We start from the raw sequence: 24,369 nt of genomic DNA, 5'->3' as shown, positions 1-24,369 counted from the left end.
CAGGCCGCGCGTGCAGGCCGGCATCAGTAGTCGAAGAACACGGTTTCCAGCTCGCCCTGCATGCGCACGTCCCAGTGGTACAGGCCGTTGCCCTGCGCCTGGGCGATGAGCGTGGCGCGGCGTTCGGCCGGCACCAGGGCCAGGATCGGATCGTCGGCATTGCCCGGCGCGTCGCTGAAATACATCCGCGCACTGGCCGCGCGCAGCAGACCGCGCATGAACACCAGCACCATCAGGTGCGGTGCCTGCGGCTGCCCCTTGGGACCGGCCACACTGCCCGGGCGCACGGTGGTGAAGGCGAAGCGGCCCTGCGCGTCGGTGGGCACCCTGCCCCAGCCATCGAAGCCCGGGTCATGCGCGGCGTGGCGCGGGTCTTCCGGATGGGCGTAGATGCCCTGCGCGTCGGCCTGCCAGATTTCCAGCACGGCATCGGACACCGGCACGCCCAGGCCATCGAACACCTGGCCCTGCACCTGTACGCGCTCCCCCTGCGCCTGGGCCGGCGCGATGTCGGTGCGGTACAGCGGTTCCAGGCCCAGCCGGTAGTACGGGCCCACGGTCTGCCACGGAGTGGATTGGAAACTCATCTGCTTACTCCCACACGGTCATCTTGCGACCGCGCAACACGATGTCGAAGCGGTAGCCGAGGGCGAATTCGTTGGCGGTGTTTTCCCAGTCGAACGAGGACACCATGCGCTCGCGGGCCTTGGCGTCGTCCACGCAGTTGTAGATCGGGTCGTACGCCAGCAACGGATCGCCGGGGAAGTACATCTGCGTGACCAGGCGCTGGCCGATGCCTTCGCCGTGCAGCGAAAAGTGGATGTGTGCCGGTCGCCACGCGTTGTAGTGGTTGCGCCACGGGTAGGCGCCGGGCTTGATGGTGGTGAAGCGGTAACGGCCGTGGTCGTCGGTGAGCACCTGGCCGGTGCCGGTGAAATTGGGGTCCAGCGGTGCATCGTGCTGGTCGCCCTTGTGCAGGTAGCGACCGGCGGCGTTGCACTGCCATACCTCGACCACGCTGTTGCGCACCGGGCGACCGTTCTCGTCCAGCACCCGGCCACTGACCACGATACGCTCGCCCAGCGGCTGACCCTTGAAACCGGCGGTCAGGTCGGCGGCGTGTTCGCCCAGGGTGATGCGGTCCAAGGTAGGCCCGGTCACTTCGGACAGCGTGGCCGGGATCTGGATCGGGTCACGTCCGGGGCCGCGCAGGCGGGTGGACGCATACGGCAGGTGGATGCGGTCCGGCTGGGTGCCGGGATAGGGCCTGCGGTAGCCGCGCAGGTCAGTGGGATCGCTCATGGCGTACTCCGGTTGGCGGGCGGCCGGTGGGGCCGCAGCTGAAAGGCAGTGGCACGCTGCCATGCGAAGGCGGCAGCGGCCGTGAAGCAGGAAAAAACAGGGGCGGTCACACGCGCTCGATGGCCAGCGCGACCCCCTGGCCCACGCCGATGCACATGGTGGCCAGACCACGCCGCCCCCCGCTGGCTTCCAGCTGGCGCAGCAGGGTCAGCGCCAGGCGCGCCCCGCTCATGCCCAGCGGATGGCCCAGCGCGATAGCACCGCCATTGGCGTTGACGTGCGCGGCATCGTCGGCGACACCGAACTGGCGCAGGCACGCCAGCCCCTGCGAAGCAAACGCTTCGTTGAGCTCGATCGCATCGAAATCGGCGATGGACAGCCCGAGCCGCGCCAACAGGCGCTGCGTGGCCGGTACCGGGCCCATGCCCATCACCGCCGGTTCGACCCCGGCACTGGCAAAGCCCAGGATGCGCGCGCGCGGGGTCAGGCCCAGTGTGCGTGCCTGTGCGCCCGACGCCAGCAGCAACGCGGCGGCGCCATCGTTGATGCCCGACGCATTGCCGGCGGTCACCGTGCCGGGCTGGCGGAACAACGGCTTGAGCGCGGCCAACGCGTCCAGCGTGGTGTCCGCGCGCGGGTGTTCATCGCGCGCCACGCGCACGGTTTCACCGCGCTTGCGCCCGGGTGCGTCCACCGCCACGATCTCGCCGTCGAAGAACCCGCGTTGCTGGGCGGCGGCGGCGCGCTGCTGGCTGCGCAGCGCGAACGCGTCCTGGTCGGCGCGCGATACCGCGTACCGCTCGGCCACGTTCTCGGCGGTCTGGCCCATGGTCTCCACGCCATACAGCGCGCGCAGCTGCGGGTTGATGAAACGCCAGCCCATGGTGGTGTCTTCCATCACCTGGTCGCGCGCGAAGGGCGTGCCTGCCTTGCCCATCACGTACGGCGCCCGCGACATCGACTCCACGCCGCCGGCAATGGCCAGCCCGAGTTCACCGGCGGCGATGCCGCGTGCCACCGTACCGATCGCATCCAGCCCCGAGCCGCACAGCCGGTTGACGGTGCTGCCCGGCACGCTCACCGGCAGGCCGGCCAGCAGCAGGCTCATGCGGGCCACGTTGCGGTTGTCTTCGCCGGCCTGGTTGGCGCAGCCCAGGTAGACCTCGTCGATCAACGCCGGGTCCAGCTGCGGATGGCGCGCCAGCAGCGCCTTCAACGGGATCGCGCCGAGGTCATCGGCGCGCACGCCGGCCAACGCACCGCCGTAGCGGCCGATCGGGGTACGGATGCCATCGATGATGTAGGTGTCGTGCAGGGTCATGTCAGGCTCCTTCGCTCATCTGCAGCGGCAGGCCGGTGAGTTCACGCAACTGCTCCAGGCTCACCCCGTCCACCATTTCCAGCACGCGCGCGCCCGCCTCGCCCAGGTCGAACACGGCCACGTCGGTATACACGCGCGACACGCAGCGCAGCCCGGTGAGCGGATAGCTGCAGGTGTCCACCAGCTTGCTCTGCCCCTGCTTGGTCAGCAGGTCCATCATCACGAACACCTGCTTGGCGCCGATGGCCAGGTCCATCGCCCCACCGACGGCGGGGATGGCATCGGCCGCACCGGTGCTCCAGTTGGCCAGGTCGCCCTGTGCCGACACCTGGAATGCACCCAGCACGCAGATGTCCAGGTGACCGCCGCGCATCATCGCGAACGAATCGGCATGGTGGAAATAGCAGCCGCCGGTGAGCAGGGTCACCGGCTGTTTGCCGGCATTGATCAGGTCTGGGTCCTCTTCGCCCGCTGCCGGTGCTGGCCCCATGCCGAGCAGGCCGTTCTCCGACTGCAGGAAGATCTCCTTGTCGGCCGGCAGGAAGTTGGCCACCGTGGTCGGCAGGCCGATGCCCAGATTGACGTAGGCACCTTCGGGAATATCGCGCGCCACGCGCGCGGCCATCTGTTCGCGGCTCAGGCGGTTCATGCGCGGGCTCCAACGGTGGCGGTAGCGGTGGCATCCAGGGCAACCACGCGCTGCACGAAGATGCCGGGCGTCACCACGGCCTCCGGGTCCAGGTCGCCCAGCGGCACCACGGCATCCACCTGCACGATCGCACAGCGCGCGGCCATCGCCATCAGCGGGCCGAAGTTGCGCGCGGTCTTGCGGTACACCAGGTTGCCCCAGCGGTCGCCGTGGTGGGCCTTGATCAGCGCGAAGTCGGCGTGCAGCGGGTACTCCAGCACGTAGTGGCGCCCGTCGATCTCGCGGGTTTCCTTGCCGCGTGCCAGTTCGGTGCCGTAACCGGTAGGGGTGAAGATCGCACCCAGGCCCGAGCCGGCGGCATGGATGCGCGCGGCCAGGTTGCCCTGCGGCACCAGCTCCAGTTCGATCTCGCCGGCGCGGTAGGCCGCATCGAAATGCTGCGAGTCGGCCTGGCGCGGGAACGAGCACACGACGCGGCGCACGCGCTTGTGCCGGATCAGCGCGGCCAGCCCGGTGTCGCCGTTGCCGGCGTTGTTGTTGATGATGGTCAGCCCGCGCGCGCCCTGCGCGATCAGGGCGTCGATCAGGGCGTCGGGCATGCCGGCGGTACCGAACCCGCCGATCATCACCGTCGCCCCGTCGTGGATGTCGGCCACCGCTGCGTCAGCGTTGGCCACGGTCTTGTCGATCACTGCGTTGCTCCTTGCCGTGCCCTGCAGGCGGCGGCGACATACGGGGGAAAACGGGACGCGGACATGGTGCGCAGCGGCGACCATGCGGTCAATCCGATAATCGGACTCATGATGCGATAATCGCACACGCGACTGTCCATGCCCGGCGGCTCACTTGCGCGTCTGGCCAACGCCGACGCGCAGGCCCAGGCAGGCCCACGCCGCCAGTGCCAACGGCAGCGCACACAGCACGTAGAGCGCGGTGGGCGACCAACCCGCATCGACCAGAAGGCCCACGGTGAGCGGCGACAGAATGGCGCCGACCCGGCCGATGCCGATCGCCCAGCCCAGCCCGGTGGTGCGCACGTCGGCGGCAAATACCACCGGCGCGGCGGCATACAGCCCGGCCATGGCGCCGAACAGGGCCGCACCGATCACGAACGCCACCGGGAAGGCGATACCGAGTTGGGTGTTGAAACCGGCGAAGGCCAGCATCGCCACCATCGCCAGCAGCAGGCTGGCCGCGGTGAGCCGCGACAACGCCCAGCGCGACGCCAGCCAGCCGAACAGGCTGCCACCGACAATCCCGCCCAGGTTGAGCAGCACGCCCCCGGTGATGCCCTGCTGGGCCGATACGCCGGCCGAGACCAGCAGCTTCGGCGTCCAGCTCAGCACGAAATAGAACGCGAACATGTGCAGGAAAAACGCCATCGCGATCAGCACCGCCACCCGGCGCAGGTCACCGACGAACAGCGCGGCGTAGCCCTTGCGTCCATCGGCCCGCACCGGTGCCGGCGGCAGCGCCTGCAGCGCGGGCATGTGCATGCGCGCCAGCAGCGCGTTGAGCCGCGGCAAGGCATCCGGCGGACGCCGCGCCACCAGGAAATCCAGCGATTCGGGCAGGCACTTGAGCACCAGCGGGATGCACAGCAACGACGCGCCAGCACCAATCAGGAACACGCTGTGCCAGCTGAAATGCTGCAGCATCCAGGCCGCCAGCACCCCGCCCAGGGTGGCGCCGATGGGGTAGCCGGTGGCCTGCAGCGCCACCGCGGTGCTGCGCCATTTGGGGTTGGCGTACTCGGCGGTGATCACGCCCACGCCGGCCAGCATGCCGCCGATGCCCACGCCGGTGAACACGCGCAGCGCGCCCAGTTGCCACGCGTTGCTGGCCAGCGCCGACAACGCCATGCCCACGGTGAGGATCACCAGGCACAGCATGATCATCGGCCGCCGGCCCCAGCGGTCGGCCAGCGGCGCCAGCAGGAACGAGCCCAGCGCCATGCCGACCAGACCGGCGCTGAGCATGATGCCCAGCAGCTTGCCCGACAGCGCCCAGTCGGCCGACACGTGCGGCGCGGTGAACGCCATGACCATCACGTCGAAGCCATCGAGCATGTTCAACAGCACGCAGATGGCGATCGCCGTCCATTGGAAGGGAGTCATCCGCTCGAGCACGAGCGGGGACGCGGTGGCGGTGGCATGGCTCATACGGGGATCCTGCGACGACGTAGTGCGGGGAGCGTCCGGCGGGGAGGTCTCAACGACCGGCCTGGCTGGAGGCATGGATGACCTGGAGCACCTGCTGCAGCTGCTCGACCTCGACCTGGCCTGGCGCCGACGGGGTGCCGATCATGCCGAAGGTCAGCGCCTGGCCGAAGGTTTCCCCGGCCAGCCGCGAGACCACGCCGGTGCCGCCCATGGACATGGTCAGCAGTGGCTTGCGGCTGCGCTGGCGCACCTGCCAGGTGGCATCCAGCAGGGCAAGCACGTCGCCGGCGTCGCGCGGCATCACCGCGATCTTCAACACGTCCGCGCCCATCGCCTCCTGGCGCAGCAGCCGCGCCACGATCTCCTCGCGCGCGGGGGTGGCATGGAAGTCGTGGCTGGACATCACCACCTTCACCCCGGCCGTGTGTGCCTGCGCGACCAGTGCCGCCACCCGCTCCGGATCGCGGAACATCTCCACGTCGATCAGCTGGGTGAAGCCGCCGCGCAGCAGCGTGGCGTACAGCGCGGCGTAGTCGGCGTCGCTGATCGGCTTGCTGCCGCCTTCGGCCTGGGTGCGGAAGGTGAGGATCATCGGCTTGCCATCCAGCGTGCGCGCGATGCGCTTGCCGAGGGTCACCAGCGCCTTGCCGTCGGTGGCGATGTCCAGATAATCGATGCGCCATTCGGCCAGGTCGGTGGCCGGGCTGGCGGCGATCACGGCGGCCTGCTGGAGCGCCTGTTCGGCGGTGGCGCCGGTGATCGGCACGATGGTGCGTGGCGCGCCTTCGCCGATGCGCAGTGTGCCTACCTGCAAGGGCGTGACCGGTACCGGTGCGGCGTGGGCAACGGCCGCGGCGCCGCCGAGTACGGCGGCCAGCATGAAGGGAGTGAGCGGACGCATGCGGTTCACCAGGAACGAGGGAAGGAAGGCGCGCATCAGAAAGTCACCTTGGCCTGCACGCCCACGGCCCACGCGTTGTCGGTGCGGGTGTAGGCGAACGTGCCGGGGTTGACGATGTACTGCACGTCGGGGCGGATCATCAGCCAGGGGTTCACCTGGATGCTGTAGGACAGTTCGAACAGTTCCTCGGCCTGGCTGAGCTGGTACAGCGGCGAGTCCGTCGCCACCCCCATGTCGGCCAGGGTGGCGCGGCGCGCGTCCACCAGGCGGCGGTTGATGTCCGCGCCCACGTAGCCGAGCGCGATGCTGTCCTGCGCACGCGTGCCGATGCCCTGGTAGACGCCGCCCAGTGCATACCAGCGGCGGATCTGCGCGGTGTCGGTGTCCGACACCATGTACTGCGCGAAGGCGGTCAGCCCGCGCTGCGGGTCGCCGGCTTCGCGGGTAAGCCGCTGCTCGGCCAGCACATACGCACCGTGGCGGCCGGTGGTGGGCGAGGTATCGAGCCCGCGCTGGTCCACCCGCGAGGTGTCGTAGTAGCCGCCGAACTTGTACACGCCCGGATACGCCCCGCCCTTGTCCGGGGTCCAGGTCACTTCCAGCGGAATCAGCGAGCCGGTGGTGCCCGACACGAACGGACGAAACGCATTGCGTTCGATGTTGCCGCCCAGGTTCGGGTTGACCTGGAACCAGCCGGTGCGCACGTTCAGCGCCGGGCTCACCTGCTGGGCCACTTCACCGCCCCAGCGTGCCGTGGGGTAGTTGTACCAGCCGCTGTTGCCGGACATCGCCAGCGGATGGGCGCAGAAAGCGGCGTTGACGAAGTGGGTCAGCAGGCTGTGCAGGCCGAACTGGTTGCCCATCGCGTAGTAGCCCAGCTTGAAATACGACTGCCCACCGTTGAAGGTCTGGTCATAGCTGGCCTCGGTGAGCCGGGTGTACTGCCCGCCGTAGGCTTCCTGGATCGGGAAGCGGTTGCCGACCAGGTCGGCCGAGGTGCTGTTGCCGCGGCGGTCGTTGAGGGTGACGTGGAAGGCGCCGCCGTCCCAGCCGGCCAGGCGGCCCATGTCCAGGTCGACGCCGACCCGCACCTGCTGCGCATAGCGCGCGCCGGTGCGGCCGTAGCCGCCGTCGACCACGCCCATCGCCTCGCCCACGTAGTCGCCACGGAAGCGGATGCCGCGTTCGTCCAGCGCGGTACGGGTGCCGCCCCAGTCGCCGGTGAGCGTCTTGCCGTCGTAACGGTTGCTGTCCTGTGCGTGGGCCAGCGCGGGCGTCAGCACGGCAGCGGACAACAGGACGGCAAGCGGAGTGGGGTTCGGAAATCGCATCGGAATCTCTCGGGGTCGACGGGTCAGCGCAGCGACAGCGGCGCGCTCAACGGGGAGGTGGCACCCAGCGCGGAGGTCGCGGTGGCGGTGAGCGTGGCGATACCGGCAGCCTCGCCCGTGGTCGGCAGCGCCAGCGTGAAGCGGCCCTGCCCCTGCGCATCGGTGACGGCGTCTACGGTGCCGAGCAGGCGTTCGGCGTCGCTGCTGTTCGCGGTGCGGTTGCCGAACACTTCCAGCTGGTAGCGCTGCCCCGGCACGCCCTGGAACACCCCGTGCACGGTGCGCGCGGTGCCGGTGCCCTGCACCGCCTGCAACACCGGCGCGGCCTGGCCCAGGTTGGGCGCCGGCTGGCACCCTGTCGTGTCGGTGCCGCTGCAGATGCGCGCGCGCTTGGACGGGTCGGTATCGACGCCGCGCCCGCGCGAGCCCACGAAGTTCGCGTGTTCCAGCCCCGGTACGCCGAACACGATCGCCCCGCGCGGCTGGCCCGTGGCACAAGCGCCACCGGCTTCGCAGCGCGCGATCTTCAGCCCGTTGCCGACCATCTGGTTGGCGCTGAAGCGGTTCGGTGCACTTACCGGCTGTGGACGCACCGCGATGCCGATCCCGTTGCCGGTGATCGTGTTGCCATCCAGCACGTTGTCGCTGCCCGTGACGCTGACCCCGATCGAGTTGCCGGTGAAGGTGTTGGCTGCGATGTAGTTGCGGTTGCCCCAGTTGATCTGCAGGCCGTCGGAGTAGTCGACGAAGCGGTTGCGCACCACCGTGTTGTCGTTGCCCCACAGAATTTCGATGCCCTGCGACGGCTCCGGGTTTGCGGCGGTGGACTGGAACAGGTTGTCGGCCACCAGGTTCCAGGCCGCGCCGCGGGTCAGCTCCAGCCCGTCGCCGTTGTCGACGAACTGGTTGCGCACGATGCGGTTGTGCACGGTGGTGGTGGCGGTGGACTGGCCCTCGCCGTCGTCGCCGGTCAGCATGATGCCGGCGCCACCCTTGTTGGCCACGATGCGGTTGTCGTGGATGTCGCTGTGGCTGCTGCGGTTGATCAGCACGCCGATGCAGAAGTTGCGGATCTCAAGGCCGCTGAGCTCAACGCCCGTGGTGTCGCGCAGGACCAGCCCCGGCAGCGTGGTGGTGCGCACGTTGGTGCCGGACTGGCCCGGCTCGGCACCCGGGCAGGCATCGGTGCCGGTGCCGGTGACGTAGCCGGCGCCGTCGATGGCCACATACTGGCCGGCGCTCGCCCACGGCGTGCCGACGATCTGCACCGGGCCGACGATCTCCGGCAGCGGCGAGGCCGGGCGGATCACATACGGCGCGCTGCCCACCGCGTCGATCTCGATGCGGTAGCGGCCCGGGGCCTGGTTGGCGGTGATGATCGCCCAGCGCAGCGACCAGGGCGCGGCGTCGTCGGCGTAGCGGTCCACGTGCAGGACCTGCAGCGCCTCGCGCGGCGGCTCGGCCTGGTAAGCCAGCGCCAACGACGGCAGCAGGGCGAGCAGGGTCAGGGAAACAACAGACAAACGGCAACGCATGCGCAGGCTCCGCACAGGGAAAGGGACTCCGGCGGTCTTTCCCCTGTACCTGGCTTCAGTACCGTAGTGGCACTGCCCTCGCCCGCCAGAGGTGGATCGCTTGGAACGGGATTGAAAGTAGGTTTATCGCACTGCACCATTCAAGTGCGTTTATCGACTACGTGTGCGATTATCGGATTTCGTCGCTACGACCATTGTCGTAGGCGCAGGCACGACAACGGCAAACGCAGGCGCTGCGGCGTGCGATGGTGTGTCCGTCAGGAGATTCGCGGTTCAGGCGCGGCATGCCGCGCACCCGGGCTCAGGAGCTGCAGGACAGCATCGAACATCCGGCCTTGTCGCGCGCCCAGTCGGGGCGCTTGCCGGCGAAGTGCGCGCGGCCCGGTTGCACCTCGTAGGGGGTGCGCAGCACCTCCAGCAGGGTGTGCACACCGCTCATGTCGCCCTGCTCGGCCTGTTCGATGGCGTCCTGCGCCAGCCAGTTGCGCAACACATACACCGGATTGGCACCGGCCATCCGCTGCTGGCGGGTGGCCGCATCCAGCGGATCGGCGCGCAGACGCGCGGCGTACTGCTGCAGCCAGACCTGCAACGCGGGCAGCACGGCCTCGCGCCGCGCGTCGCTGTAGAAGGCCTCGGCGAGCACCTGTACCGACGGTGCCTGCGGATCGAGCGCCATCAAGCCGCGGAAGGCGAGCGTCATGTCCATCTCGCCGTCCTGCAGGATCTGCCGCCAGGCCGCCATCATCGCCACGTCGTCGTCGCTGCAGTCGGCCAGGCCGAACTTGGCGGCGATGTCCGCGCGCTCGCGCTCGGCATGCACGGCCTGGAAACGGGCCAGCCCGTCGTGCAGCGGCGCGACATCGTCAAACAGCGGCGAAAGTGCCTGCGCCAGCCGGGTCAGGTTCCAGTACGCCACCTGCGGCTGGGTACCGAAGCGGTAGCGACGGCCCTGCGCGTCGGTGGTGTTCGGGGTCCAGTCGGGGTCGTAGTCGTCCACCCAGCCATACGGTCCGTAGTCGATGGTCAGGCCCAGAATGGACATGTTGTCGGTATTCATCACCCCATGCACGAAGCCGACCCGCATCCAGTGCGCCACCAGGATCGCGGTGCGCTCGCAGATCTGCGCGAACCACTGCGCATAGCGCTGCGCGCCGGCATCGGCCAGCGCCGGGAAATCACGCGCGATGCAGGCATCGGCCAGCTGCCGCAGCAGGGCCACGTCGCCGCGCGAGGCCGGCAGTTCGAAGGTGCCGAAGCGGATGAACGACGGCGCCACCCGGCACACCACGGCACCGGGTTCCGCCTTCGGGTGGCCGTCGTAGAACATGTCGCGCACCACCGCATCGCCGGTGCCCACCAGGCTCAACGCGCGCGTGGTCGGCACGCCCAGGTGGTGCATGGCTTCGCTGCACAGGAATTCGCGGATGGACGAGCGCAGGACCGCGCGGCCGTCGGCCCCGCGCGAGTACGGGGTGCGCCCGGCCCCTTTCAACTGCAGTTCCCAGCGCGCCCCGTCCGGGGCCAGCAGCTCGCCCAGCGAAATGGCGCGGCCATCGCCAAGCTGCCCCGCCCAATGCCCGAACTGGTGGCCCCCGTAGTTGGCCGCCCACGGCTGCATGCCGGCATACAGCGCGTTGCCGCCGAACACCCGCGCGAAATCCGGGCTGTCGGTAAGGTCCGGGCCAAGGCCCAGCAGGTCGGCAACGTCGGCGGAAAGCGCCAGCAACTGTGGTGCGGCCACCGGCGTGGGCATCACCGACGACCACGCGGCACCGCGCACCTCGCGCACGCGCGGGCCGGTTTCCTCGTCGCCGGGAAGGTCGCCGATGAATCGGTTGTCGAAGCGCAGGGGCTGGGTATCCATGCTCACCAGATGGGGGCGCCGCCACGCCCCCGCAAGTTCATGCCGCGCCCGCGCCCAGGTCCAGCGCCCCGCCGCGCTCGGTGGCGCGCTGGTAGGCCGGGCGCTGTTCGATGCGCTGCAGGAAGGCCTGCAGTTTCGGGTACGCGTCCATGCTGCCTGCGCGCGAGGCGGCCGCCTGGATCGGGAAGCTCATCTGGATGTCGGCGGCGGTGAAGCGTTCGCCGGCAAACCACGGCGACTGGCCCAGCTCACGCTCCATCCACTGCAGGTGCAGCTTCAGCTGCGGGCCCACGAACCCCTTCATCACCTTGTCGGCGATGCCACGGGCAATCGGCTTGGCGAAGAACGGCATGGGGGCCTTGCGCACGCGTGCGAACACCAGGCTCATCAGCAACGGCGGCATCGCCGAGCCTTCGGCGTAGTGCATCCAGTAGCGGTAGCGCAGGCGCTCGGCGGATTGAGCCGGCAGCAGTTCGGGCGACAGTTGGCGGGCGCTGTCGTAGCGGTCGGCCAGGTATTCCAGGATGGCCCCGGACTCGGCCAGCACCAGGGTGTCGTCCTGCAGCACCGGCGATTTGCCCAGCGGGTGGATCTCGCGCAGCGCCGGCGGCGCAAGCCAGGTGGTGGGGTCGCGCTGGTAGTTGACCAGCTGGTACGGCAGGCCCAGCTCTTCGAGCATCCACAACACGCGCTGCGAGCGCGAGTGGTCCAGATGGTGCACCTTGATCATTGACGGGTCCGCAGGTTCAAAGCGACATCGTAACGAGGTACGCGCCCTGCCGATGTCATCGGGCGCCCACGGATGAAAAAACACCCCGCATAAAAAACGCCGGGAGCTTTCGCTCCCGGCGTTTCATTGCAACCTGACGGTAGCGGGGGGTCGATTAGACCGCCTGCACCTGATCAGCCTGCATACCCTTCTGGCCCTGCACGGCGACGAAGGTCACCTTCTGGCCTTCCTGCAGCGACTTGAAGCCGGTGCCCTGGATGGCACGGAAGTGCACGAAAAGGTCCGGGCCGCTTTCCGGGGTGATGAAGCCGAAGCCCTTGGCGTCGTTGAACCACTTCACGGTGCCCTGCTGACGATCAGACATGTACTAACTCCTGAAACAATAGTTGAAATAATCGCGGCCGCCGCTTATCGGAGCCGAGACTGAGTTGCAGGCGTTGGTAAAGCGGATCGATGAGCAGATCGTGAGATCAACTGCACCAGGCCACGATTCACGGTGACCCTAGCAAACACAGTGTGGGTGACGATACTCGTGTTTTACCTAAAAAGCGATAGCTGGTTTATTCAGCCATCCCCCCGTCACGCCTGACGGGACAAGGGATTGGCGCATCCTACACGATTTCGCGCGCCCCATTCAGACTTTTCCTACCTTAAGATCAGCCAAATGCCCGATTCAAGTTCCGCCAATTGCCGCATCTGGGTTGATGCGGACGCCTGCCCCGGGGTGATCAAGGAGATCCTGTTCCGGGCCGCCGAGCGCGTGCAGGTGCCGCTGACCCTGGTGGCCAACCACTGGCTGCGCACCCCGCCTTCGCGGGTGATCGACTTTCTTCAGGTGCCGGCCGGGCTGGACGTGGCCGACAGCGCCATCGTCGAGCGGGTGGCCGCCGGCGACCTGGTGGTCACCCAGGACATCCCGCTGGCGGCGCTGGTGATTGCCAAGCAGGCCGTGGCGCTGAACCCGCGCGGGCAGCTGTATACCCCCGACAACATGGCCGAGCGCCTGTCGATGCGCAATTTCATGGAGGAGCTGCGCGGCGCCGGCGTGCAGACCGGCGGGCCACCGCCGCTCGGCCCGCGTGAACGGCAGGCATTCGCGGCCGAACTGGATCGCTGGCTGGCGAAGCGTTCAGGGCGCTGAACCGGAGGCGGCCGCTGGACGGCGCCTCATGAAATCCGGGCACCACGGCGGCTGTCGACCGCTGGCTGACTCCTTATGAAATCCGGGCACCCGGTAGTGCCGGCCGCTGGCCGGCTCCTCATGAAATCTGGCATTACGGGGAGCCGGCCAGAGGCCGGCGCTACGGCATTGCGGGGGAGCCGGGCAGAGCCCGGCGCTACGGGGGGGCCGTCACGTTGGCTGTGAGCTGCCGGTCGCTGCTGAAATGACGCGGTTCGCCGGTCAGCGGGTCGATGAATGACAGGGCCTGGGCCAGCAGCTGCAGCGGTGCCGCGGCTGCGCCCTCGCCCGCCGTGCGCAGCACCGGGTACAGGTCGTCGCCCTCGATCGGCGCGCCCAGCGCGGCCATGTGCACGCGCAGCTGGTGTTTGCGGCCGGACTCGGGGTGCAGCCGGTAGCGCCAGATCGGGCCGTCGGCGTCGATGACTTCGATGCGGGTGCGGGCATTGGGCTCCCCGGGCACTTCGGCCATGCGGAAGAACGGTTCGCCCGCTGCCAGCCGGGTATGCCGTTCCAACGGAAAGCTTCGTCCGGGCAGCGCTGGCGCCAACGCCTCGTAGGTCTTGTCGATGCGTCGTTCGCGGAACAGCCGCTGGTAGGCGTCACGGGAATCGGGGCGGGTCGAGAACAGCACCAGCCCGGCGGTGAGGCGGTCCAGCCGGTGCAGCGGCACCAAGTCCGCATTGCCGGTGCGCGCCACCAGCCGCGCCAGCAGGGTTTCGCGCACATGCGCCCCGGCCGGGGTGACGGGCAGGAAGTGCGGCTTGTCAGCCACCAACAGATGCGCATCCTGATGCACCACGGTTTCGAGGAACGGAATCACCGGCTCCTCGGCCACCTCACGAAAATACTGGATCTCCAACCCCACCTGCCACGCCCGGTCCGGCGCCAGCGCCCTGCCCTGCGCGTCCAGCACCCGCCCGCGTGCAAAGCGGCTTTCCCATTGCGCCCGGTCGATCCGCGGGAAGCGCGCGCACAGGCCGTCGAGCAGCGTTGCCCACGTGCCCGGCGGCAGCTGCAGGCGACTGGGCGGGGTCATACCGAAGCTCCGCTGCCAGCGTCGGCGTCGGCTGGCAGCGTGGCCACCGCCAGCAATGCCCAGCCATCGCGCTCATCGCCCCGCCCATCGGCTGCCGCCAGCCCGGCGTCGATCAGCGCACGCATCACCGCCGGCCGGTGCAGGTTGACCCACTGACCGCCGGCAGTCTGCACGCTGCCCGTGGCCAGCCCCGCGTCGCCCGACAGGCGACCGCTGGCCGGATCGGCAGCGAAGCGGATACGCAGGCGGCGCCCGGCACCGTAGGCCGCCAGCACCGTCCAGGCCGGGTCGGCGCTGACCGGCCCGCGCCGGATGCTGCAGATGAAAGAGGCACCGTCGATGACCAGACGGCGTGGCTGGGGACGTGACATGCAGGGCGTGCAACCGGACCGCGAAGTGCCCAGCGTGCCACCAAACGCCCTCCTCCAGAAGCATCGCCCCGGACACCCCCGGGGCAAACCACTATCATGGTCCTCTTTGCTCCCGGTATCCCCATGGCTCTCACCGCCACCATCCGCAAGGCCGAACTGCAGATCAGCGACATGGATCGCGGCTACTACGCGACCCATAACCTGACCCTGGCCCAGCACCCGTCGGAAAACGATGAGCGCCTGATGGTGCGCCTGCTGGCCTTCGCGCTGAATGCAGAGGACCGCCTGGAGTTTGGCCGCGGCCTGAGCACCGACGACGAACCGGACCTGTGGCACCGCGACTACACCGGCGACATCCTGCAGTGGATCGACCTGGGCCAGCCCGACGAATCGCGCATCCGCAAGGCCTGCAACCGCAGCCGCCAGGTTCAGGTGATCACCTTCGCCGGGCACGGCGCCGATATCTGGTGGAGCAAGCAGGCCAAGGGCCTGGAGCGCTTCGACAACCTCTCGGTGCTGGATCTGGACAGCACCTTCGTGGAACGCTGGGCCGAGCAGATCCAGCGCGCCATGCGCTGGAATGTGCTGATCCAGGATGGCGAAGTGCAGCTGATCAACGACCAGATGCAGCTGGACGTGATCCCGACCTGGCGCAAGCGCATCAAGGAATGAGCCAGGCGATGAAGCCCATTGCATGCGACGTGCTGGTGATCGGCGCCGGCGCGGCCGGGCTGATGTGTGCGCTCACCGCCGGCCAACGTGGCCGCATGGTGCAGGTGATCGACCATGCCAACAAGGTTGGCAAGAAGATCCTGATGTCCGGCGGCGGGCGGTGCAACTTCACCAACACCGGCACCACGTCGGCCAATTTTCTCTCGGCCAACCCGCACTTCTGCAAGTCGGCGCTGGCCCGGTACACCCCCTGGCACTTCATCGAGATGGTCGAACGCCACGGCATCGCCTACCACGAGAAGGAACTGGGCCAGCTGTTCTGCGACGTCTCCTCCAAGCAGATCGTGCGCATGCTGATGGACGAGTGCCAGGCCGCCGGCGTGCAGGTGCGCACCGACTGCGGGGTCACCAAGGTCGAACGCGGCAGCGACGGTTTCCATGTCACCACCGCACAGGGGCAGTTCCATGCCGCCTCGCTGGTGGTGGCCACCGGCGGCCTGTCCATTCCCAGCCTGGGCGCCAGCGGCTTCGGCTACGAGCTGGCCCGCCAGTTCGGGCATGAGGTGCTGCCAACCCGCGCCGGGCTGGTCCCGCTGACCCTGAGCGGCAAGCACCAGGAACGCTTCAACGACCTCAGCGGGGTGGCCCTGCCGGTGACGGCGCGCTGCAACGACGTGGCCTTCAGCAACTCGATGCTGATCACCCACCGCGGCATCAGCGGCCCGGCGATCCTGCAGATCTCCTCGTTCTGGCAACCCGGCGACGACCTGCGGCTGGACCTGCTGCCGGGCCAGGACGCGGAAGGCTGGCTGCGCGCGATGAAGCGCGACCGCGGCGCGGCCGAACTGCGCACGGTGTTGTCCGAGGTGCTGCCGCGGCGGCTGGCGCTGCGCCTGTGCGAGCACTGGCTGCCCGACCGCCCGGTCAAGCAGATCGACGAACCGCAGCTGCGCGAGGCCGCGGCGTTGCTGCAGGGCTTTCCGCTGGTGGCCAGCGGCACCGAGGGGTACCGTACCGCCGAGGTCACCCTGGGCGGCGTGGACACCCGCAAGGTGTCGTCCAGTACGTTTGAATCGCAGTTGGTCCCCGGCCTGCACTTCGTGGGGGAAGTACTGGACGTGACCGGCTGGTTGGGCGGGTACAACTTCCAGTGGGCCTGGGCCAGCGGCCATGCGGCAGGCCAGGTGGTGTAAGCCGGCGGCGGATTCGTGACCGGCTACCGTTTGCCGCATGGACGTATCCACAGCCATCGTGTATCAAGTTTGCAGTCCGGGGAGTAGTGAATGCAGAACACGAATGACATGACCGTGCGCCTGCTGATCGTGGATGACAGCGGTGAAAACGCTGAAACCATCGTCAGCACGCTGCGCAACAGCGGCATCGCGGTGCGCCCGGCGCGCCCGCAGCACGCCGAGGAGCTGGCCCAGATCCTGGGCGCCCAGCCGATCGACCTGGTGCTGGCCGCGCCTGCGCAGAGCATTCCGCTGCTGCTGGTCACCCAGCAGATCGCGGCCAGCGGCAAGGACATCCCGATGATCCTGCTGGCCGAATCGATCGACGAGAACGAGTGGGTCGAGGCCGGGGCCAACGGCATCCGCGCCATCGCCCTGCGCAACCGCCCCGAGCATCTGCTGGCGGTGGTGCGCAACGAGTGGACCGACCTGCACGCACGCCGCGGGCTGCGCCGCATCGAAGCCCAGATGCGCGAAACCGAACGCCGCTGCGATGCCCTGATCTCCTCCTCGCGCGACCCCATCGCCTACGTCCACGAAGGCATGCACATCCGCGCCAACGAGGCGTACCTGGAGATGTTCGGCTACGAATCCTTCGACGACGTCGAAGGCATCTCGCTGCTGGACATGGTGGCCCCGCAGCACGTGGACGGCTTCAAGCAGCTGCTCAAGTCGATGAGCAAGGGTGAGGCGCCGCCGCCGCAGTACCAGGTGGATGCGCGCAACCAGGAGGGCGCGGTGTTCCCGGCCACGATGGAATTCACCCAGGCCAGCTACGAAGGCGAATCCTGCCTGCAGGTGGTGTTCCGCCGGCGGCGCATGGAGTTCGACCCGGAACTGGCCCGCGAGGTCGAAGACCTGCGCCAGCGCGACCAGGTCACCGGCCTGCTCAACCGCCCCACCTTCATGCTGCACGTGGAAAACGCGGTGGCCCAGGCCGGCCGCAGCGAAGGCCAGTTCGGCCTGCTGCTGATCGAGCCGGACCACTACGCGCGCCTGTTGCCGGACATCGGGCTGGATTCGGCCGACGCCCTGATCGGTGCGCTCGGCCAGGTGCTGGCCGCCAGTGTCGGCGATGCAGCCCAGGTGGCCCGCTTTGGCGAGCACAGCTTCGCGGTCCTGACCGAAGGCGCCTACGCGCAGACGGTGGCCCTGGCCGACCAGATCCGTGATGCGTTCGCCGGCCAGGTGTTCAGCATCGGCGAGCGCTCGGCCACGGTCACCGTCAGCATCGGCGGCGTGCAGGTGGGCGAGAAGATCGCCAGCATCGGCCAGGTTCTGGCGCGCGCCACCGAATGCCAGCAGGCTGCGTCGGAACTGGGCAACACCACGCGCATCTTCGATCCGGCCGCCATCGACCGGGTGGAAGAAGAGCGCATCCAGCGCTGGGTCACCCGCATCCGCGAGGCGCTGGGCGGCGACGGCTTCCAGTTGCACTACCAGCCGGTGCTGAGCCTGCAGGGCGAGCCGCTGGAGCTGTACGAGGCCTACCTGCGCCTGGACAACAACGGCGAACTGCTCAGCCCTACCGCGTTCCTGGGTATTGCCGAGGAACATGGGCTGCTGGCCGACATCAACCGCTGGGTGGTGGCACACGCCATCGGCGTGCTGGGCGAGCGCGCGCGCGCCGGCCATGCCACCCACATGATGGTCAAGATCACCCCGGAGTCGTTCAACGATCCGCAGATGGTGGCCACGCTGCGCCGCGAGCTGCAGGCCCAGGGCGTCCCGGGCGAACGGCTGTGGCTGCATGCGCCGGAAGCGAAGGTATTCACCCACCTGCGCAATGCCCAGCAGTTCCTGGCCGAGGTGGCACCGCTGGGCTGCCGGATCGGCCTGGAGCAGTTCGGCTCGGGGCTGGATTCGTTCCAGCTGCTGGCGCACTTCCAGCCGCAGTTCCTCAAACTGGACCGCGACTTCACCCGCGATGTGGCCAGTACCCGCGAGCACAGCGAGAAGATCAGCGAAATCACCGCACGCGCGCAGTCGGCCAACATCCGCACCATCGCCGAGTTCGTCGCCGATGCCAACTCGATGAGCCTGTTGTTCAGTGCCGGCGTGGACTACGTGCAGGGCGACTTCGTCGGCCCTGCCGGGCCGGTGATGAACTTTGATTTCGCGTAAGGGGCGTCACGACCAACGGTCGTGACCTACCCGACCCACCGGACCTGCCAGCGCCGCCCGTTATCGGGCGGCCAGCAGGCCGCGCAGCAGCAGATCCAGCGCGGCCTGTGCCTGGCCCAGGCGCTCCGTCGCCTCGGGCGCTTCGGCGATCCAGAACGCCGCTTCGGCCAGGCTGCCGTATATCAACGAGGCCAGCGCCTGCGGGTTGGCGTCGGCTACCACGCCAAGGCGCATGAGGTTCTCGATCAGGCCCTGCATCGAGGCGACGCAATGGCGCTGCGCCTCCGGTGACGCCCCGCCCAGCACCGCGCGCGCATCACGCAGCACGATGCGCTGGATGTCCGGCTCCAGGGCCATCTGCAGATAGGCATGGCAGCGGCTGCGGAACCCGTCCCAGGGATCGGCGGCCGTCGCCGATATCGTCTGCAGCCGGGCATCCATGGCGGCGTCCAGCTGCGCCACCAGGGCCTGCAGCAATCCCTTCTTGTCGCCGAAATGGTGATACAGCGCGCCACGGGTGAGCCCCGCCTGCGCGGTCAGATCATCCATCGAGGCGTCCGCATAGCCCTGTGCGGTGAACACCGCATGCGCCGTGGCCAGAAGGGCGGCGCGGGTTTCTTCCATCTCGGCACGGGTACGGCGGGCCATCCGGTCAGCTCCTTACATACGGTACGTATGATTATTTACATTCACTTCGTATGTATATAGGATTTTATTCATACGTGCCGTATGTATGCTCGCCAACCCGTGCGGGCCGACGGCCGACGTCTGGAGAAACCTGATGCTCACCCCGTACCGAACCCTGTTTGCCGCCCCCGAAAACCGACGCTTCGCCCTGGCCGGGCTGCTGGCGCGCCTGCCCCTGCCGATGACCGGCATCGGCATCATCACGCTGCTCGCGCAGCTGCGCGGCAGCTACGCCCTGGCCGGTGCCGTGGCCGCAACGTTCGTGCTCACCTACGCGCTGCTGTCGCCGCAGATCTCATGCCTGGTGGACCGCCATGGGCAATCGCGCGTGCTGCCGGTCGCGACGGCGGTCAGTGTGTTCGGCATGGCGCTCCTGCTCGCCGCCGCCGCATGGCAGGCGCCGACAGGGACGCTGTTTGCCGGGGCGGTGCTGGCCGGGTGCATGCCGAGCATGTCGGCGATGGTGCGTGCGCGCTGGGCCGCGCTGTACCGGGGGCAACCGCGCCTGCAGACCGCCTACGCACTGGAAACCGTGCTGGACGAAGTGACCTTCATTGCGGGTCCGCCGCTGGCGGTGGGGCTGGCGGTGATGGTCGATCCGCTGGCCGGCCTGTTCGCCGCCGCCGCGCTGCTGGCGCTGGGCGTCACCGCGCTGGTCCTGCAACGCAGCAGCGAACCGCCCCTGCAGCCCATCGATGCGGGCGACCGCCAAGGATCGGCGATCGGCGTGGCGAACGTGCGTCTGCTGGCACTGCTGATGGTGGCAATGGGCGTGATTGTGGGCACCGTGGACATCACCAGCGTCGCCTTCGCCGCGCAGCGCGGCGTGCCTGGTGCCGCCAGCGTGGTGCTGTCCGCCTATGCACTGGGCTCATGCGTGGCCGGGCTGGTATTCGGTGCGGTGTCGCTGCGGTGGCCGCTGCGGCGGCTGCTGTTGCTGGGCGGCATGGCAACCGCGCTGTCCACCCTGCCCCTGCTGCAGGTGGACGGCGCCGCCGCGCTTGCGGTGGCCGTGCTGGTGGCCGGGATGTTCTTCGCCCCGACCATGATCGTGGCGATGTCGATCGTGGAGCGGCTGGTGCCTGCGCATCGGCTGACTGAAGGCATGACCTGGCTGCTGGCCGGGCTCAACGTGGGCGTGGCGATGGGTGCGGCCGGTGCTGGCCAGATCGTGGATATCGCCGGTGCACGCGCGGGATTCGGGGTGGCCGTGACCGGTGCTGCGTTGGTGGTGATCACCACGCTGTGGGTGCATCAGCGTCTGCCCGCCACGACGGGCGCCGCACCCGATGCGGCCGAATCGCCCGCCGCCCTTGCTGCAGGATCCGACCGATGACCCGCGTTTCCGTTGCACCTTCCTTCGCACCGCGTCCATGGCTGGCGGTGGTGGCCGCCGGCCTGGCCACGTTCTCGGTGGTCACCACCGAAATGCTGCCGGTCGGCCTGCTGTCGAGCATCGCCGAACAGTTGGGCACGCGCACCGGCACCGTGGGTCTAACGCTCTCGCTACCGGCGCTGCTGGCCGCGTTGTTCGCGCCGATCGCGGTGATCGGCGCCGGTGGCATTGACCGCCGCTGGATCCTGGCAGGCTTGCTGGGCCTGCTGGTGGTCGCCAACCTGGCCTCCGCGTTGGCAGTGGACATTTACTGGCTGCTCGCCGCCCGCGTGCTGGTGGGGTTCTGCATGGGCGGCATCTGGGCCATCGCCGGTGGCTTGGCGGCGCGACTGGTGCCGGCCGGGGGCGTGGGCCTGGCCACGTCGATCATCTTCGGCGGTGTCGCGGCGGCGTCAGTGCTGGGCGTACCGCTGGGCACCTGGGTCGGCGACCTGGCCGGCTGGCGCTGGGCCTTTGCCGGCATGGCGTTGTTCAGCGCAGCGGTACTGGCGCTGCATCTTCTGGCAATGCCCGCGCTGCCGGTGGCGTCTTCGCCCACGCTGCGCCAGTTGCGCGGGCAGTTGGGCAACCGGGCGCTGCAGGCGGGGCTGCTGCTGACGCTGCTGCTGGTCGGTGCTCACTCCATGACGTTCACCTTCGTGCGGCCGCTGCTGGTCAGCGTGGCCGGCATCGATCCGCGCTGGATGGGTGCCGTGCTGTTCGGCTACGGCATCGCGGGCATCGGCGGCAATTTCCTCGCGGGCACCGCGGCCGCCCGTCGCACTGCACCGACGGTTGCTGCCATTGCGCTGGGCCTGCTGCTCACGCCGGTACTGTTCGTTACCGTCGGCGATAGCCCGGCTGCCGGTACCGCCGTGCTGCTGCTCTGGGGGCTGGCCTATGGCGGGGTGTCGGTGGCGCTGATGACCTGGGTGATGCGGGCCGCGCCACACGCGGTTGAAATGGCGAGCGCGCTGTATGTCGGCGTGTTCAACGTGGGCATCGCGCTGGGCTCATGGAGCGGCGGCCAGCTGATGGACGGGCCGGGGCTGACCGCCATGCTGTGGTCGTCGGCGGGCTGTGCCGGCGCCGCGCTGGCCTTGGCCCTGGTGCTGACGGCACGCGGGTAACCGCCGCAGACAGGAACGACAAACGCCGGGTAATCCCGGCGTTTGCAGTACACCTCAGGCGTGCCCCTGGCGGGGCATCTTGGCTCAGGCCATGTCGACCAGGTTCGGGATCTGCACGTCGGTGGCCACGTCGGCGTCGTAATCCACGCCGTCCACGCCGAACCCGAACAGGCGCAGGAAGTCGGCCTTGTAGCCGGCCAGGTCGCTGATCTCGTACAGATTCTCGTTGGTCACCTGCGGCCACAGGGCCACCACTTCGCCCTGCACGTCCGGCGCCATTTCCTTGTAGTCCGCGCGCAGGCGGCCGGCGTCGTCGATCAGTTCCACCTGGCGGTCGCCATCGGTGAGTTCATGGCGCAGGCGCTCGGTTGCGGTGCCGGTGGCCTTGCCGCCGTAGACGATGTCGTACAGCGTATCGAGCTGTTCGATGCAGCCTTCGTGCGTGCCCTTGGCCTTCATCACCTTGAACAGCAGCGACAGATACAGCGGCATGGTCGGGATGGCCGAGCTGGCCTGGGTGACCACGGCCTTGAGCACCGACACGCGCGCATCGCCGCCGATCGCCTGCAGCTTCTCGCGCAGGCCCAGCACCTTGTTGTCCAGGTCCTTCTTGGCCGCGCCGATCGAGCCGTTCCAGTAGATGGCCTGGGTGATCTCTTCGCCCACATAGGTGAAGGCGGTGGTGGTGGCGCCGTCGGCCAGCACGCCCGCCTCCAGCAGCGCGTCGATCCACATCTGCCAGTCTTCGCCGCCCATCACCGCCACCGTGCCGGCCACTTCTTCCGGGGTCGCCGGTTCAATGGTGGTCTGGGTGATCACTTCCTTGTCGGTGTCCAGGCCGCGCAGGGTGATCGGCGCGCCGATCGGCTTGAGGGTGGAGCTGATGATCTCGCCGGTCCTGGGATGCTTGCGGCGCGGCGCGGCCAGGCTGTACACCACCTGGTCGACCTGGCCCAGGTCCTGCTTGATCAGTTCGATGACCTTGGCCTTCACTTCATCGGAGAAGGCATCGCCGTTGACGCTCTTGGCGTACAGGCCGGCCTGCTCGGCGTACTTGTGGAAGGCGGCGGTGTTGTACCAGCCGGCGGTGCCGGGCTTGGTTTCGGTGCCCGGGCGCTCGAAGAACACGCCCAGCGTGGCGGCATCGCTGCCGAAGGCGGCGGTGATGCGCGCGGCCAGGCCGTATCCGGTGGAGGCGCCCAGCACCAGCACCTTCTTGGGGCCGTTGGCGATCTTCGGCTTGGACTGGATGTACTCGATCTGCTGCTTGACGGCCGCATCGCAGCCGACGGGATGGGTGGTGACGCAGATGAAGCCGCGCACACGCGGTTTGATGACCATGGAAACCTCGTTTGGACTGGCGCAGGCCGGGCCTGCGCGATGAAAAGGGGCAGTGCGCGCCACCGGGGCGGCTGCGCGGAACGCATGGGATCGTAGTGTGCGGGGCGGTGTTTCACAACCGACGGGGGTGTATGGCGGGTTGCTTGCCCCGGTGTTGCGAGGGACGGGATGGGCATGGCGGGACACGCCGTAAACCCATCCTTGGGGGCTCGTGGTCCGCATCCATGCGGCCCAACGGTCCCGCCACGCCCATCCCGTCCCTCGCCCGACAGTGGGCTGCGCGCGGAGAGAAGAGCAGCCGGGCAGAGCCCGGCTCTACGTGCTGTTACGCCCCGTAGAGCCGGGCTCTGCCCGGCTGGGCTTTACCGCCGCGCAAAAGAAAAGCCGCGCAGGGCGCGGCTTTTCAGGTACTTCATGCAGCCGGTGGCTTACGGGCGACGCTCGAGCGCCTCGATGTCCTTGGCCTTGGGCAGCAGGTCCTGCTTGGTCACGCGCAGGGCGCCGATGGTCAGCATCGGCACGGCCACCAGGATCGAGGACAGCACCACGATCACCGCGCCCACCATGTGGGTTTCGGCCAGCCCTTCCATCGAGGTGCCGCCGTACATGTACAGCGCCAGCGCCGACAGGAAGAACATCACCGCGGTGATCACCGTACGCGACAGCGTCTGGTTGATCGACCGGTTCAGCACTTCCAGCGGCTCCACGCGCAGGCTGCGGAAGTTTTCGCGGACGCGGTCGAACACCACGATGATGTCGTTGATGGCAAACCCCATCACCGACAGCAGGCCGGCCAGCACGGTGAGGTCGAACTCGCGGCCGGTGGCCGAGATGTAGGCCACCGTCACCAGCAGGTCGAACAGGGCCACGATGCTGGCGGTGATCGCGAACTTCCACTCGAAGCGGAACGCGATGTAGATCAGGAAGCCCACCAGCATGAACAGCGTGGCGTACAGCCCGTTCATCGCCAGGTCCTTGCCAACCTGCGGGCCAACGAACTCGTTGCGCTGGATGGTGGCCTGGTTGTCGCTCAGCGAGATGGCCTTGACCACCGCAGCGGCGGTGCGCTGGTCACTGGCCGAATTGCCGGTGCCCGGTGCGTGCTCGCCCTGCGGCGCCAGACGGATCAGCAGGTCGGTGTTGCCACCGAAGCTCTGCACCTGGGCCCCTTCGAAGCCGTTGGCTTCGAGCTTGGCGCGGACGTCTTCGACGTCCACCTTGCGCTCGAAGCGGGCCTCGATCAGGGTGCCGCCGGTGAAATCCAGCGCGTAGTTGAAGCCCTTGGTGGCGATCAATGCGATCGAACCGATGAACAGCAGCAGGGTGACCACCATGGCGGCATGACGCCAGCGCATGAAGTCGATCTTGGTGTCGTTCGGGAGGATATGCAGCGGAAACAGTTTCATTGTGCGAGTCGTCC

The 24,369-nt window shown here is 68.5% G+C and carries 23 protein-coding genes; 6 read left to right on the top strand and 17 right to left on the bottom strand.

Annotated elements, in window-relative coordinates; all coding sequences use genetic code 11:
• Positions 1–23: 23 nt before the first annotated feature.
• From pcaG to GQ674_RS07215, 12 genes are all read right to left on the bottom strand, one after another.
• The gene (gene pcaG / locus GQ674_RS07270) at positions 24–587 is read right to left on the bottom strand and encodes a protocatechuate 3,4-dioxygenase subunit alpha (protein ID WP_159496521.1); all 564 of its coding nucleotides are present in this window, start codon (positions 585–587) and stop codon (positions 24–26) included.
• A 4-nt stretch (positions 588–591) separates the two neighbouring features.
• Positions 592–1,302, bottom strand: coding sequence for a protocatechuate 3,4-dioxygenase subunit beta (pcaH, locus tag GQ674_RS07265; protein ID WP_038688855.1), 711 nt, complete (start codon positions 1,300–1,302; stop codon positions 592–594).
• A 106-nt stretch (positions 1,303–1,408) separates the two neighbouring features.
• Positions 1,409–2,617, bottom strand: coding sequence for a 3-oxoadipyl-CoA thiolase (gene pcaF / locus GQ674_RS07260; protein WP_159499300.1), 1,209 nt, complete (start codon positions 2,615–2,617; stop codon positions 1,409–1,411).
• Between the two features lie 7 nt (positions 2,618–2,624).
• The gene (locus tag GQ674_RS07255; RefSeq protein WP_159496520.1) at positions 2,625–3,272 is read right to left on the bottom strand and encodes a 3-oxoacid CoA-transferase subunit B; all 648 of its coding nucleotides are present in this window, start codon (positions 3,270–3,272) and stop codon (positions 2,625–2,627) included.
• Positions 3,269–3,964 carry a 3-oxoacid CoA-transferase subunit A gene (locus GQ674_RS07250; RefSeq protein ID WP_159496519.1) on the bottom strand — a complete coding sequence of 232 codons (696 nt, stop codon included), beginning with the start codon at positions 3,962–3,964 and terminating at the stop codon, positions 3,269–3,271. The genes GQ674_RS07255 and GQ674_RS07250 overlap by 4 nt, the downstream gene beginning before the upstream one ends.
• 150 nt (positions 3,965–4,114) lie before the next feature.
• Positions 4,115–5,434, bottom strand: coding sequence for an MFS transporter (locus tag GQ674_RS07245; RefSeq protein WP_159496518.1), 1,320 nt, complete (start codon positions 5,432–5,434; stop codon positions 4,115–4,117).
• Between the two features lie 49 nt (positions 5,435–5,483).
• The gene (gene aroD / locus GQ674_RS07240; RefSeq protein WP_236546216.1) at positions 5,484–6,371 is read right to left on the bottom strand and encodes a type I 3-dehydroquinate dehydratase; all 888 of its coding nucleotides are present in this window, start codon (positions 6,369–6,371) and stop codon (positions 5,484–5,486) included.
• Complete coding sequence (locus GQ674_RS07235) at positions 6,371–7,666, bottom strand: carbohydrate porin (RefSeq protein WP_159496517.1); 1,296 nt, start codon at positions 7,664–7,666, stop codon at positions 6,371–6,373. The genes aroD and GQ674_RS07235 overlap by 1 nt, the downstream gene beginning before the upstream one ends.
• Positions 7,667–7,689: 23 nt before the next feature.
• A complete protein-coding gene (locus GQ674_RS07230; protein ID WP_159496516.1) occupies positions 7,690–9,201 on the bottom strand; it encodes a right-handed parallel beta-helix repeat-containing protein in 1,512 nt (503 codons plus the stop codon).
• A 301-nt stretch (positions 9,202–9,502) separates the two neighbouring features.
• Complete coding sequence (locus GQ674_RS07225; protein WP_159496515.1) at positions 9,503–11,068, bottom strand: YdiU family protein; 1,566 nt, start codon at positions 11,066–11,068, stop codon at positions 9,503–9,505.
• Positions 11,069–11,105: 37 nt separating this feature from the next.
• Positions 11,106–11,798 carry a glutathione S-transferase gene (locus GQ674_RS07220; RefSeq protein WP_159496514.1) on the bottom strand — a complete coding sequence of 231 codons (693 nt, stop codon included), beginning with the start codon at positions 11,796–11,798 and terminating at the stop codon, positions 11,106–11,108.
• Positions 11,799–11,952: 154 nt separating this feature from the next.
• Complete coding sequence (locus GQ674_RS07215) at positions 11,953–12,162, bottom strand: cold-shock protein (protein WP_017356920.1); 210 nt, start codon at positions 12,160–12,162, stop codon at positions 11,953–11,955.
• 300 nt (positions 12,163–12,462) lie between these two features.
• Between GQ674_RS07215 and GQ674_RS07210 the strand changes: the two genes are divergently transcribed.
• The gene (locus GQ674_RS07210; protein ID WP_159496513.1) at positions 12,463–12,939 is read left to right on the top strand and encodes a YaiI/YqxD family protein; all 477 of its coding nucleotides are present in this window, start codon (positions 12,463–12,465) and stop codon (positions 12,937–12,939) included.
• A gap of 196 nt (positions 12,940–13,135) precedes the next feature.
• On the opposite strand, the gene GQ674_RS07205 is transcribed toward GQ674_RS07210, so the two are convergent.
• Together GQ674_RS07205 and GQ674_RS07200 are read right to left on the bottom strand one after the other, a co-directional pair.
• Positions 13,136–14,017, bottom strand: coding sequence for a pseudouridine synthase (locus GQ674_RS07205; protein WP_159496512.1), 882 nt, complete (start codon positions 14,015–14,017; stop codon positions 13,136–13,138).
• Entirely contained in the window at positions 14,014–14,388 is a 375-nt protein-coding gene (locus tag GQ674_RS07200) for a hypothetical protein (protein ID WP_159496511.1), read from the bottom strand. Before GQ674_RS07200 ends, GQ674_RS07205 begins: the two co-directional genes overlap by 4 nt.
• A 123-nt stretch (positions 14,389–14,511) precedes the next feature.
• On the opposite strand from GQ674_RS07200, the gene GQ674_RS07195 reads away from it, so the two are divergent.
• From GQ674_RS07195 to GQ674_RS07185, 3 genes are all read left to right on the top strand, one after another.
• Positions 14,512–15,060, top strand: a complete 549-nt coding sequence (locus tag GQ674_RS07195; protein ID WP_038688875.1) for a YaeQ family protein — start codon at positions 14,512–14,514, stop codon at positions 15,058–15,060.
• A gap of 8 nt (positions 15,061–15,068) precedes the next feature.
• The gene (locus GQ674_RS07190; RefSeq protein WP_159496510.1) at positions 15,069–16,253 is read left to right on the top strand and encodes an NAD(P)/FAD-dependent oxidoreductase; all 1,185 of its coding nucleotides are present in this window, start codon (positions 15,069–15,071) and stop codon (positions 16,251–16,253) included.
• 90 nt (positions 16,254–16,343) lie between these two features.
• Complete coding sequence (locus tag GQ674_RS07185; protein WP_159496509.1) at positions 16,344–18,416, top strand: EAL domain-containing protein; 2,073 nt, start codon at positions 16,344–16,346, stop codon at positions 18,414–18,416.
• Between the two features lie 60 nt (positions 18,417–18,476).
• On the opposite strand, the gene GQ674_RS07180 is transcribed toward GQ674_RS07185, so the two are convergent.
• Positions 18,477–19,064: a TetR family transcriptional regulator gene (locus GQ674_RS07180; protein ID WP_159496508.1), complete on the bottom strand. Its 588-nt coding sequence runs from the start codon at positions 19,062–19,064 to the stop codon at positions 18,477–18,479.
• Positions 19,065–19,197: 133 nt separating this feature from the next.
• Here GQ674_RS07180 and GQ674_RS07175 point away from each other — a divergent pair, with 133 nt between their 5' ends.
• Together GQ674_RS07175 and GQ674_RS07170 are read left to right on the top strand one after the other, a co-directional pair.
• Complete coding sequence (locus GQ674_RS07175; protein ID WP_159496507.1) at positions 19,198–20,439, top strand: MFS transporter; 1,242 nt, start codon at positions 19,198–19,200, stop codon at positions 20,437–20,439.
• The gene (locus GQ674_RS07170) at positions 20,436–21,608 is read left to right on the top strand and encodes an MFS transporter (RefSeq protein WP_159496506.1); all 1,173 of its coding nucleotides are present in this window, start codon (positions 20,436–20,438) and stop codon (positions 21,606–21,608) included. The genes GQ674_RS07175 and GQ674_RS07170 overlap by 4 nt, the downstream gene beginning before the upstream one ends.
• Before the next feature lie 84 nt (positions 21,609–21,692).
• Here the strand turns inward: GQ674_RS07170 and fabV are convergent, their stop codons facing one another.
• Together fabV and secF are read right to left on the bottom strand one after the other, a co-directional pair.
• The gene (fabV, locus tag GQ674_RS07165) at positions 21,693–22,949 is read right to left on the bottom strand and encodes an enoyl-ACP reductase FabV (protein ID WP_159496505.1); all 1,257 of its coding nucleotides are present in this window, start codon (positions 22,947–22,949) and stop codon (positions 21,693–21,695) included.
• A gap of 428 nt (positions 22,950–23,377) precedes the next feature.
• Positions 23,378–24,355, bottom strand: coding sequence for a protein translocase subunit SecF (secF, locus tag GQ674_RS07160; RefSeq protein WP_038688893.1), 978 nt, complete (start codon positions 24,353–24,355; stop codon positions 23,378–23,380).
• Positions 24,356–24,369: the final 14 nt, after the last annotated feature.

Source organism: Stenotrophomonas sp. 364 (assembly GCF_009832905.1).
GTDB classification, from domain to species: Bacteria; Pseudomonadota; Gammaproteobacteria; order Xanthomonadales; family Xanthomonadaceae; genus Stenotrophomonas; species Stenotrophomonas maltophilia_AP.
The sequence above is the reverse complement of the archived record's forward strand: the minus strand, read 5'-3'. Positions and strand labels throughout refer to the sequence as shown.